The following is an 11,791-nucleotide window of genomic DNA, read 5'->3' as shown; positions in this document are numbered from 1 at the left end:
TCGGGAGCAAGCCCCCTCCCACATTGGCGGATTGTCAGCGGTTCAACGGCGCGACGAAGCGACTGTCTGCGGCGCTGTAGATCCAGGGCTCATCCACATCTGTCACCTTGAAGCGCAGGCTCTGCGAGCTGCTCGCCGGCTTCTCGGCCAGCAGTGCCACTGACACCGGCATATCGACGATTTCTCCGGGCGCCAGGCTGATCCGGGTCTTGCCTTGCAACTGGAACCCGTCGGCATCCACTAGTTCCACCCGGTAGTCCTGGCGTTGCTGGGTCTTGTTGATGACCTTGAGGCTGTAGATGTTCTCGATCAAACCCTGGCTGTTTTCGCGAAACATGCCGCGGTCCTTGGTGACATCCAGCGACACCATCGGCCGTTCAATCAAGGCCACCACCAACGCGGCAATCATTACCAGCAGTACGGCACTGTAGCCGATCAGGCGTGGCCTGAGCAGATGAGTCTTGCCACCCTGCAGTTGGTGTTCACTGGTGTAGCTCACCAAACCCCGGGCATAGCCCATTTTGTCCATGATCGAGTCGCAGGCATCAATGCAGGCCGCACAGCCGATACATTCCATTTGCAGGCCGTCGCGGATATCGATGCCGGTAGGGCAAACCTGCACGCACAGCTGGCAATCAATGCAATCACCAAGCCCTGCATCGGCTGGCTGCACTTCGCGTTTGCGCGGGCCACGGCGTTCGCCGCGGGCGGTATCGTAGGAAATGGTCAGGGTGTCTTTATCAAACATTACGCTTTGGAATCGCGCATACGGGCACATATGCATGCACACCGCTTCGCGTAACCAGCCGGCATTGATGTAGGTAGCGCCCGTGAAAAACAGCACCCAGAACAAGCTCACCCCGCCGATTTGCCAGGTCAGCAGTTCGACGGCGAGAGGGCGGATGGGCGTGAAGTAGCCGACAAAGGTCAGCCCGGTCAGCACGCTGATGCCCAGCCACAGCGTATGTTTGGCTGAGCGTCGCGCGAGTTTGTTCAGGCTCCACGGGGCCGCCTGCAGCTTGATACGCTGGTTGCGCTCGCCCTCGGTGATCTTTTCACACCACATGAACAGCCACGTGAACGAGCTTTGCGGGCAGGTATAACCGCACCAGACGCGGCCGGCAAACACCGTGATCGCAAACAGGCCGAAGGCACAGATGATCAGCAGCGCCGAGAGCAGGATAAAGTCCTGCGGCCAGAAGGTGGCGCCGAAAATGTGGAACTTGCTGTGCGCCAGGTCCCACAGCACGGCCTGGCGCCCACCCCAGTTCAGCCATACGGTGCCGAAAAAGGCCAGGAACAGCAAAGCCGCTCCACTGACACGCAAGGTGCGGAACAGGCCGGTAAAGCTGCGGGTATGGATCAGGTTATCGCTGGATTTGGCCTTCACCTTCTTTGGGTGTATGGGCTCAAAGGTTTCCACGGTTGGGATTCGTTCGCTCATGGTCGTTCGCTCATCAGCCTCCATCAGGCCAATGCACTATGGGCGACAGGCTGTTTGCATAACAGACTCAGGTATGGCGATATAAAGCGGATCAGATGGGCTGGATGTACCCATCTGCGTCAATGTGCTGCACCCCAGCGTCAATAAGGTGCAGCGATCGATCGAAGGGGCTGACGCAGATCAATTAAATCACCGAACCCGGTTCGTCGGCCTTCACATGCTGACGGCCATCGGTGGCGCCTTCAACCGTCAGGGCGTCCGCCTCGGCTTCGGTGATGTAGATGCGAGAACCCGCCAATTCCAGATAAGACATGGCTTTGTCGTGATCGGTAAGGATGGTCACCCGGGTGGCGGGCAGGCTTTGTTCCTGGCCGTTTTCGTCGAGCGTGAAGTAGCACAGATGATTTTCGATGCGTACGGTCATGACGATCTCCGTTTTGTGAACTGTGCAGCGTTAGGCGACTGCCATGCGCACGGGTTCCGGGCAACTGACTGGCGGTCTGTGCGGTCTATTCTTTACTCATAATAAAAGGAGCGCATCCATGGACGTCTGGTGGCAACAAGTGTGGCAAACCCTGCAAGCCGAGTTCGCCGACATCGCCGATGCCCGGCAACTCACTCAAGTGACTGTGCGCCTGCTGATCGCTGCGATCCTGGGTGGCATCCTGGGTTTTGAGCGTGAACACAAGGGCAAGGCGGCGGGCGTGCGCACTCATATGCTGGTGGCGCTTGGCGCGGCGCTGTTCGTGCTGGTGCCGCAGATGTCCGGCAACCAGGCAGACGCCATGAGCCGGGTGGTTCAAGGGGTGATTGCGGGCATCGGCTTCCTTGGCGCCGGCACTATCCTCAAGGGCAAGGAAGATGAAGAGGGCCAGCATGTGAAGGGCCTGACCACGGCTGCCGGGTTGTGGATGACCGCCGCCATCGGGGTGGCGGCGGGCATGGGGCGTGAATCGACGGCGGTACTCAGTACGTTGCTGGCCCTGGCGGTGTTCAGCATCATGCCGAGAATCGTCAAGTTAGTGGAAAAGTGATACCCAGCCATCAGGTCACGATGTTGCTTTGGCGCACCTCACCAAACACCTTCAGTACGAAGGGTGGCTTGCCTGGAGCATCAGCAATGACTACCACGCTGACATTGTTATTGGGCGAATATTGAATCTGTATCTCCCCGATCGACTCTGGGCGGCGCTCAACCCATCGCAGCGGGGTGTTCAACTGTTTCTGAATGCCGGTCAGGTTCAGTTTGTCTTGGGATTTGAAATTCCGGATCTCTTGAGGAGATTCGAGTGTGGATTCACTGGCAGAGCGGAAGCTGTAGGTTGCAGAGCTGTCGTGGCCAGTGTCGGAGGCCGATGGCGGTGGCGTGGCATCTGCTTGTGACGCGTCGAGCTTTTCCTTGGCCAGCGAATCGCAGGTATTGCTTAAGGTTTTATAGGTCGAGTCCATCCTGGAATAGTGTTGTTTGATTTTGGCTAACTCTGCGAGTGAGTTATCGAGACGGCCAAAAGAGCTCGAGGCGTCGCCGTCAAATGCCCCGAGCAGGGCCTCGATATTTTTAAAGGCGAATTTATTCATTACCTCTTCTGTTGTTTTGTGCTTGGCTGAGTTCAGGTTCCTGGCACCGGCATTGAGCACGACGCTCATCTCTTCAAATTTTTTGCGGTTCGCTTTGGCGTCGGGCCCACGTAACGCTGCGCGCCTGTTTTCTGGCTGAAAAATCCATTCGAGTTCGGACTTGATCGCACGAGATTGGGCAGAGTCCGGATTGCCCTGTAGCGCGTTGATTGTTTCCGGGGTCAATAGTGTATGAGTATCGCTCACGCGTTTCGTCGCGTCTGCGTGTTGCTCAGGAGAGGTCTGATTGGAACGCGTGTCAGGCGATTGCTGTGCACGGTCCGGTGCCTTGGGCGTAACGGACCAGTTCGGGCCAGCGTTGAGCAACGCGTCCACCTGCTGCTGTGTGGGCCGGCCCTGAGCTTGGGCGCCGCTGGAGTGTCCAGGTGGCGATGGCTGCGTGCGGGAAAAGTGCTGAGGGTTGATAGTCGACATGGTGTCCTCGCGATAGGATCAGAACTTCCCATCGGAAGATGGGTTGAGTGCGAGGTAAATATATAAACCTGCAGTCACGCGAGCATTCAGGCTTGTTCCCAGTGTCTGTAGGAGAGTTCGATTTTTTGCGGCTCGCTCGAGTTGAAGAACAGCCTGGCCCCTCCCGAGCGAACCTCCATCATTGTGACTCAGACGATGACCGGCGGCGTGGTCGTGGGCGGTTCTTGCGCTGCGGGTGGCTCATCTTCAGGGGGTTCCTGCTTTGGCGCTGGCGTCGGCTCCGAAGGCGGCAAGGGCGGGGCATCGATATTCGGATCTTCGGGTTCAGGGGGTATTGGGATATTCATCAGTGTGGCCTCCTTTGTGCTTGGCTCTATGGGTGGACCATTGCCTTGGGGAATTGATTCCCCGCCCGGCGGCGACATATCCACCTGAACTTTTGCCGCGCGCCCAGGCTCGGACTTTAAACGGCTCTGCTCAGGGAGAGCGTCGCCGTACTTGAATTCGGATCAAGCAAAGAGCGTCCACGGGGCGTAAGGGGAAGATGCTCGATGACTGCTGAAATACTGGCTCCAGAGGGCTGCGCACTGCCGTTGTCGCAAGCGCTGTTGTTACCCAGGATCGCTATCGAAAGCACCATGCCGGTGATCGACAAGGGGGAATTTGCCGTCAAGGCCGTGGTCGGCCAGCGCGTCAATGTCACCAGTAAAGTGTTCGCCGATGGCCACGACAAACTGGCGGTGCTGATCCGCTGGCACGCGCTGGAGGATGAAAGCTGGCACAGCGTGGTCATGACCGATGTCGGTAACAATGGCTGGGAGGGCGCGTTCACCGTCGCCCACCTCGGTCCGCATGAATACTGCATCGAGGCATGGATCGATACCTTCGCCAGCTTCTGCTATGAACTGCGCAAGAAACACGAGGCCGGGGTGCCGGTCAGCCTTGAATTGCAGGAGGGCCGTAGCCTGGTGTTGCAGGCCGCCGAGCGCAGTGACAACGAATTGCGCGACCGCTTGATGTTGCTGCACCACGAATTGTCGGGCCTGCTGGAAACCGAGCAGGTGGCGTTGTTCCTGCACGAAGACAGTGCACACTTGATGACCCAGGCCGATCATCGCGCTTATCTGAGCATCAGCCCCGCCTACCCGATTGACGTAGAGCGAGAGGCGGCGCAGTTCGCCAGTTGGTATGAGCTGTTTCCCCGCTCGATCACCGACGATCCGGCTCGCCACGGCACATTCAATGACGTGCACTCGCGCTTGTCGATGATCCACGACATGGGCTTTGACGTGCTGTACTTCCCGCCGATCCATCCCATCGGCCGCAGCCATCGCAAGGGTAAGAACAACTCACTTACCGCCGGCCCCGATGATCCGGGCAGCCCCTATGCCATCGGCAGCGAGGAGGGCGGGCACGAGGCGATTCACCCGCAACTGGGCAGTCGTGAGGATTTCCGTCGCCTGGTCAAAGCCGCTGCCGACCACGGCCTGGAAATTGCGCTGGACTTTGCCATCCAATGCTCCCAGGACCATCCGTGGCTTGAACAGCACCCTGGGTGGTTCAACTGGCGCCCCGATGGCACGATTAAATACGCAGAGAACCCGCCGAAAAAGTACCAGGACATCGTTAACGTCGATTTTTATGCGGCGGATGCGATTCCGGGCTTATGGACAGAGCTGCGCGATATTGTGGTGGGTTGGGTGGAAGAGGGCGTGAAGACCTTTCGCGTCGATAATCCCCACACCAAGCCGCTGCCATTCTGGCAATGGCTGATCAGTGATGTCAGGTCCAGATACCCTGAGGTGATCTTCCTCGCCGAGGCCTTTACGACTCCGGCGATGATGGCGCGCCTGGGCAAGGTCGGCTACTCCCAGAGCTACACCTACTTCACCTGGCGCAATACCAAGGCCGAGTTGAGCGAGTACCTGACGCAATTGAACCAGCCGCCGTGGCGCGAATGCTACCGGCCGAACTTCTTCGTCAATACACCTGATATCAACCCAGGCTTTTTGCACCAGTCCGGGCGCGCCGGCTTCTTGATTCGTGCCGCGCTGGCGGCCATGGGCTCGGGCCTGTGGGGCATGTATTCAGGCTTTGAACTGTGCGAAGCCGCGCCAGTGCCGGGCAAGGAGGAATACCTGGATTCGGAGAAGTACGAAATCCGCCCGCGGGACTTCACCGCCCCCGGGAACATCATTGCCGAGATCGCCCAACTCAACCGTATCCGTCGGCAGAACCCGGCCCTGCACACACACCTGGGGCTCAAGCTCTACAACGCCTGGAACGACAACATCCTGTATTTCGGCAAGCGCAGCGAAGATGGCAGCAACTTCATTCTGGTGGCAGTCAACCTCGACCCCTTTAACGCTCAGGAAGCCCATTTTGAACTACCGCTGTGGGAGCTGGGCCTGCCGGATGACGCCCAGACCCAGGGTGAAGACTTGATGAACGGCCACCGTTGGACCTGGTACGGCAAGACCCAATGGACACGGCTTGAACCGCAGATGCCCTTTGGAATCTGGCGCATCACCCATTCCCCAGGCTGATGGAGTTCCCCTGTGGGAGCTGGCCTGCCTGCGATAGCGATTTGTCAGCCACCATTTCAGGTACTGACAGACCGTTATCGCAGGCAAGCCAGCTCCCACACTGGATCGCATTCCGTCTGCAGAACTTTAGTGTTTTCAGGAGTTCCCGATGGCGAAGAAACCCAAGACAGCCACCTTCATCAAAGACCCGCTCTGGTACAAGGACGCGGTGATTTACCAGGTTCACGTCAAATCCTACTTTGACTCCAACAATGATGGCATCGGTGACTTCCCCGGGCTGATTGCCAAGCTCGACTATATTGCCGACCTTGGCGTGAACACCATCTGGCTATTGCCGTTCTACCCCTCGCCACGTCGCGATGACGGCTACGATATTGCCGAATACCGTGGCGTGCACAGCGACTACGGGACCATGGCCGATGCCAAACGCTTCATCGCCGAGGCGCATAAACGCGGGCTGCGGGTAATTACCGAGCTGGTGATCAACCACACCTCCGACCAGCACCCCTGGTTCCAGCGTGCGCGCAAGGCCAAGCCGGGTTCGGCCGCGCGGGACTTCTACGTGTGGTCGGACGATGACCAGAAGTACGACGGCACGCGCATCATTTTTCTCGATACCGAAAAATCCAACTGGACCTGGGACCCGGTCGCCGGCCAGTATTTCTGGCACCGCTTCTACTCCCACCAGCCCGACCTCAACTTCGATAACCCGCAAGTCATGAAGGCCGTACTGTCGGTGATGCGCTATTGGCTGGACCTGGGCATTGACGGCCTGCGTCTGGACGCCATCCCCTACCTGATCGAACGCGACGGCACCAACAACGAAAACCTGGCTGAAACCCACGACGTCCTCAAGCAGATTCGCGCCGAAATAGATGCCCATTATCCCGACCGAATGCTGCTGGCTGAAGCTAACCAATGGCCCGAAGACACGCAGCTGTATTTCGGTGAGCGCAAAGGCGATGACGGCGATGAATGCCATATGGCCTTTCACTTCCCGCTGATGCCGCGCATGTATATGGCGCTGGCCCAGGAAGACCGCTTTCCCATCACCGATATTCTGCGCCAGACCCCGGAGATTCCCGCCAATTGCCAATGGGCGATCTTCCTGCGCAACCATGATGAGCTGACCCTGGAGATGGTCACCGACAAGGAACGCGACTACCTGTGGAACTACTATGCTGCAGACCGCCGCGCCCGAATCAACCTGGGTATTCGTCGACGCCTGGCGCCGCTGATGGAGCGTGATCGTCGCCGTGTCGAGTTGCTCAACAGCCTGTTGTTGTCGATGCCGGGCACACCGACTTTGTATTACGGCGATGAGATCGGCATGGGTGACAACATCTACCTGGGCGACCGCGACGGTGTGCGTACGCCGATGCAGTGGTCTATCGACCGCAATGGCGGCTTCTCCCGTGCCAACCCGGCCAGCCTTGTATTGCCGCCGATCATGGACCCGCAATACGGTTATCAATCGGTCAACGTCGAGACCCAGGCCCAGGACCCGCATTCGTTGCTGAACTGGACCCGGCGCATGCTCGCGGTGCGCAAGCAGTCCAAGGCCTTTGGCCGTGGCAGCCTGAAAATGCTCTCGCCGACCAATCGGCGCATCCTGGCTTACACCCGTGAATACACGGGGGAAGACGGCCACACCGAAATCATCCTGTGCGTGGCCAATGTGTCGCGCAGCGCCCAGGCGGCGGAGCTGGACTTGTCTGCCTTCGCCGGCATGGTGCCGGTGGAGATGCTCGGCGGTAATGCCTTTCCACCGATTGGCCAGCTGAATTTCCTGCTGACCCTCGCGCCCTATGGCTTTTATTGGTTTGTGCTGGCGACGGAAAACCAGATGCCAAGCTGGCATGTGGAACCGGCGCAGAGCATGCCCGACTTCACCACTCTGGTACTGAAAAAACGCATGGAAGAATTACTCGAAGAGCCTTGCCGCACCAGCCTGGAACAAACCTCATTGCCAGCCTGGTTGCCCAAACGTCGCTGGTTTGCCGGCAAAGACACGGCGATCGACAGCGTGCGCATCGCTTACGGCGTACGTTTTGGCGACCCACAGCACCCGGTATTGCTCAGTGAAGTCGAGGTCAGCAGCGGCGGTCAGGTCAGCCGTTATCAACTGCCGTTGGGCTTTCTCGGCGAAGATCAGGTGAGCAGCGCCTTGCCCCAGCAATTGGCCCTGGCCCGGGTGCGACGTACTCGCCAGGTAGGGTTGGTGACCGATGCCTTCAGCCTTGAGCCTTTCATCCGTGAAGTCATCCAGGCCATGCAGGCAGGGACCGTGCTCAACTCCAGTGAGGGCGATCTGCGGTTTGAGGCGACCGGACACCTGGCCGGGCTGCAACTGACTCACGAATCGCCGGTGCGTTACTTGTCTGCCGAGCAGTCCAACAGTTCGGTGGTGGTGGGCGAAAGCCTGGTGCTCAAGCTGATTCGCAAAGTCAGCGCCGGGGTACACCCGGAGCTGGAAATGAGCGCCTACCTGACCGCCGCCGGCTACCCGAATATCTCGCCTTTGCTGGGCTTTATGAGCCGCCGCGACGCGCAGGGGCAGGACAACCTGCTGATGATTGCCCAGGGCTACCTGAGCAACCAGGGCGATGCCTGGAGCTGGACCCAGAACAACCTGGAACGGGCGATCCGCGACGAGTTGGCCGAGGCCATTTCTGAACAGGAGCAGCACTACAACGCCCTTGGCGAACTGGCGGATTTCGCCGCGGCGCTCGGCCAGCGCCTGGGGGAAATGCATGGGGTGCTGGGTGCGCCAACGGATGACAAGGACTTCAAGCCGCAAATCACTACCGCCAAGGATACTCAGGCCTGGGCCAAGGATGTCGGCGCGCAGATCGAGCGTGCGCTGCAATTGCTCAAGCTTCATCAAAGCCAGTTGAACCCCGCTGACCAGGCGTTGGTCAGTGAGTTACTGGTACACAAAAAAACCATCGCCGGGCATGTCCAGGCGTTGGCGAAGGCCACGGTCGGCGGGCTGCGGATTCGTGTCCACGGTGACTTGCACCTGGGCCAGGTGCTGGTGGTCAAGGGCGACGCGTACCTGATCGACTTTGAAGGGGAACCTGCGCGGCCGTTGCATGAGCGGCGCGGCAAGCACAGCCCCTATAAAGATGTGAGCGGAGTGCTGCGCTCCTTTGACTACGCGGCGGCCATGGCCCTGAATGTGCAAGCAGTGGATCAGACACCGCAAGCCAACACTGCGCGCAAGCGCGTCACCGATCGCTATCTGAGTGAAGCCCGCGAGGCATTTACTCAGGCTTATCAGACGGCGACGTCTACACTGGCGCATGATTGGCAGGATGCCAACGGCCAGGACGCAGCGCTGACGTTGTTCAGCCTGGAAAAGGCCGCGTACGAAGTGGCCTACGAAGCGGAAAATCGCCCGACCTGGTTGCCGGTGCCCTTGCAAGGGCTGCATGGCTTGCTGAGCGGGCTTACACCTAAATCGAAACCTGTACGCGGTGGGGAGACGTCATGAGTTTTACACATAAAGAACCGCTGCAGCCCAAGTTGACTGCATTGCCGGCGTCCAAGGACGTCGAAGCGCTGGTACGCGCCGAACACCCGGATCCGTTCTCGATCCTGGGCCCGCATGACGACGAGCAGGGCGGGCAGTTTATTCGCGCCTTTCTGCCAGAGGCGCTCAGCGTTCAGGTACTCAGCCGGGATGGCGGTGAAGTGCTGGGCAGCCTCGAGGCAACCCAGGTGCCAGGCTTGTTTGTCGGGCAGTTCAGCACGCGCCAGCCGTACCTGTTGAAAATCCAGTGGGCGGGCGGTGAACAGATTACCGAAGACCCCTACAGCTTCAGTCAATTGCTGTTGGGGGAAATGGACCTTTACCTATTTGCCGAAGGCAATCACCGCGACCTGGGCAGTTGCCTGGGGGCCCAGGTGACCAGTGTCGATGGCGTGCAAGGTGTGCGCTTTGCGGTGTGGGCACCGAATGCGCGGCGGGTTTCGGTAGTTGGCGATTTCAATATCTGGGACGGTCGCCGCCATCCGATGCGCCTGCGTCACCCCTCCGGTGTGTGGGAGATTTTTATCCCGCGTTTGCAGCCGGGCGCTGCCTACAAATACGAAATCCTCGGGGCCCATGGGATCCTGCCGCTCAAGGCCGACCCGGTGGCGCTGGCCACCCAACTGCCGCCCGACACGGCCTCCAAGGTCGCCGCACCGTTGCAGGTGGACTGGCAAGACCATGAGTGGATGCAAGCCCGGGGTGACAAGCAGAAATCCACGGCGCCGTTGTCGATCTACGAGCTGCACGTGGGCTCCTGGCAGTGCGAGCTGGACGAGACCGGCGAGGTCGCCCGTCAATACGGCTGGCGTGAACTGGCGGAGCGCTTGATCCCCTACGTGCAGCAACTGGGCTTCACCCATATCGAGCTGATGCCGATCATGGAGCACCCCTTTGGTGGTTCCTGGGGCTATCAGGCTTTGTCGCAATTCGCCCCGAGTGCACGCTTTGGATCGCCCGAGGATTTCGCCTGGTTCGTCAATGCCTGTCACCAGGCGGATATCGGCGTGATTCTCGATTGGGTGCCGGCGCATTTCCCCACCGATACCCACGGCCTGGCGCAGTTCGACGGCACAGCGCTGTACGAGTATGCCAACCCGCTGGAGGGCTTTCACCAGGACTGGGACACGCTGATCTACAACCTGGGCCGTACGGAAGTGCACGGCTTCATGCTGGCCTCGGCCCTGCACTGGCTCAAGCATTTTCATGTGGATGGGCTACGGGTGGATGCGGTGGCTTCGATGTTGTACCGCGATTATTCGCGCAAGGCCGGCGAGTGGGTGCCCAACCGCCATGGCGGGCGCGAGAACCTGGAAGCCATCGATTTTCTGCGGCATTTGAACGACGTGGTCGCCCTTGAAGCGCCCGGCGCGCTGGTGATCGCCGAGGAATCGACGGCATGGCCGGGGGTCAGCCAGCCTACCCAGCAAGGTGGCCTGGGGTTCAATTACAAGTGGAACATGGGCTGGATGCATGACTCGCTGCACTACATCCAGCAAGACCCGGTCTACCGTGCCCATCATCACAACGAGCTGAGCTTCGGCCTGGTATATGCCTGGTCCGAGCGGTTTATCTTGCCGATCTCACACGACGAAGTGGTGCACGGCAAGCACTCGCTGATCGACAAGATGCCGGGAGATCGCTGGCAGAAGTTTGCCAATCTGCGCGCCTATCTGAGTTTCATGTGGATGCACCCGGGCAAGAAGCTGTTGTTCATGGGCTGCGAATTTGGCCAGTGGCGCGAATGGAACCACGACCAGCAACTGGACTGGTATCTGCTGCAATACCCTGAGCACCGTGGTGTGCAGAAGCTGGTGGGCGATTTGAACCGCCTGTACCGCGAGGAGCCGGCGCTGCATGAACAGGATGATGCGCCCCAAGGCTTCCAGTGGCTGATTGGCGATGATGCGATCAACAGTGTTTACGCCTGGCTGCGCTGGAGCAAGGACGGCCGGCCGGTGCTGGTGGTTGCTAACTTCACTCCGGTGCCGCGTGAAGGCTATGCGGTTGGTGTGCCGTTCGGCGGGCGTTGGAGTGAGGTGATCAACAGTGATGCGGACACTTACGCCGGTTCCAACTTTGGCAATGGGGGAGAGGTGTTCACCCAGGATGAGCCGCGTCATGGGCAACCGGTGTCGCTGTCGTTGAACCTGCCGCCGCTGGGTGTGTTGATTCTGCGTCCGCAGGAGCTGTAAGGGCGCTGGATTGGCTGAT

General features: G+C 59.5%; 8 protein-coding genes. 4 read left to right on the top strand and 4 right to left on the bottom strand.

From position 1 onward, the window contains the following. Nucleotides 1-34 precede the first annotated feature (34 nt). Both ccoG and JH25_RS25235 read right to left on the bottom strand, forming a co-directional pair. A complete protein-coding gene (gene ccoG, locus JH25_RS25230; protein WP_032875737.1) occupies nucleotides 35-1,444 on the bottom strand; it encodes a cytochrome c oxidase accessory protein CcoG in 1,410 nt (469 codons plus the stop codon). A 184-nt stretch (nucleotides 1,445-1,628) separates the two neighbouring features. Continuing rightward, nucleotides 1,629-1,868, bottom strand: a complete 240-nt coding sequence (locus JH25_RS25235) for a DUF3203 family protein (protein WP_005788559.1) — start codon at nucleotides 1,866-1,868, stop codon at nucleotides 1,629-1,631. A gap of 118 nt (nucleotides 1,869-1,986) precedes the next feature. Between JH25_RS25235 and JH25_RS25240 the strand changes: the two genes are divergently transcribed. Further along, nucleotides 1,987-2,478, top strand: coding sequence for an MgtC/SapB family protein (locus JH25_RS25240; protein WP_005788557.1), 492 nt, complete (start codon nucleotides 1,987-1,989; stop codon nucleotides 2,476-2,478). Nucleotides 2,479-2,488: 10 nt separating this feature from the next. Here JH25_RS25240 and JH25_RS28530 read toward each other — a convergent pair whose 3' ends face one another. Further along, a complete protein-coding gene (locus tag JH25_RS28530) occupies nucleotides 2,489-3,496 on the bottom strand; it encodes a M10 family metallopeptidase C-terminal domain-containing protein (RefSeq protein ID WP_164699487.1) in 1,008 nt (335 codons plus the stop codon). Between the two features lie 188 nt (nucleotides 3,497-3,684). After that, the gene (locus tag JH25_RS28525) at nucleotides 3,685-3,843 is read right to left on the bottom strand and encodes a hypothetical protein (protein ID WP_164699486.1); all 159 of its coding nucleotides are present in this window, start codon (nucleotides 3,841-3,843) and stop codon (nucleotides 3,685-3,687) included. A 204-nt stretch (nucleotides 3,844-4,047) separates the two neighbouring features. Here JH25_RS28525 and JH25_RS25250 point away from each other — a divergent pair, with 204 nt between their 5' ends. The 3 genes from JH25_RS25250 (at nucleotide 4,048) to glgB (ending at nucleotide 11,772) form a co-directional block, all read left to right on the top strand. Beyond that, the gene (locus JH25_RS25250) at nucleotides 4,048-6,042 is read left to right on the top strand and encodes an alpha-1,4-glucan--maltose-1-phosphate maltosyltransferase (RefSeq protein ID WP_032875733.1); all 1,995 of its coding nucleotides are present in this window, start codon (nucleotides 4,048-4,050) and stop codon (nucleotides 6,040-6,042) included. 148 nt (nucleotides 6,043-6,190) lie between these two features. Next, nucleotides 6,191-9,538, top strand: a complete 3,348-nt coding sequence (gene treS / locus JH25_RS25255; RefSeq protein WP_032875730.1) for a maltose alpha-D-glucosyltransferase — start codon at nucleotides 6,191-6,193, stop codon at nucleotides 9,536-9,538. Further along, nucleotides 9,535-11,772, top strand: coding sequence for a 1,4-alpha-glucan branching protein GlgB (gene glgB / locus JH25_RS25260; RefSeq protein ID WP_032875727.1), 2,238 nt, complete (start codon nucleotides 9,535-9,537; stop codon nucleotides 11,770-11,772). Before treS ends, glgB begins: the two co-directional genes overlap by 4 nt. The last annotated feature ends 19 nt before the right edge of the window (nucleotides 11,773-11,791 follow it).

The sequence above is a fragment of the Pseudomonas sp. BRG-100 genome, from assembly GCF_000737955.1.
Classification (GTDB): Bacteria; Pseudomonadota; Gammaproteobacteria; order Pseudomonadales; family Pseudomonadaceae; genus Aquipseudomonas; species Aquipseudomonas synxantha_A.
The sequence above is the reverse complement of the archived record's forward strand: the minus strand, read 5'-3'. Positions and strand labels throughout refer to the sequence as shown.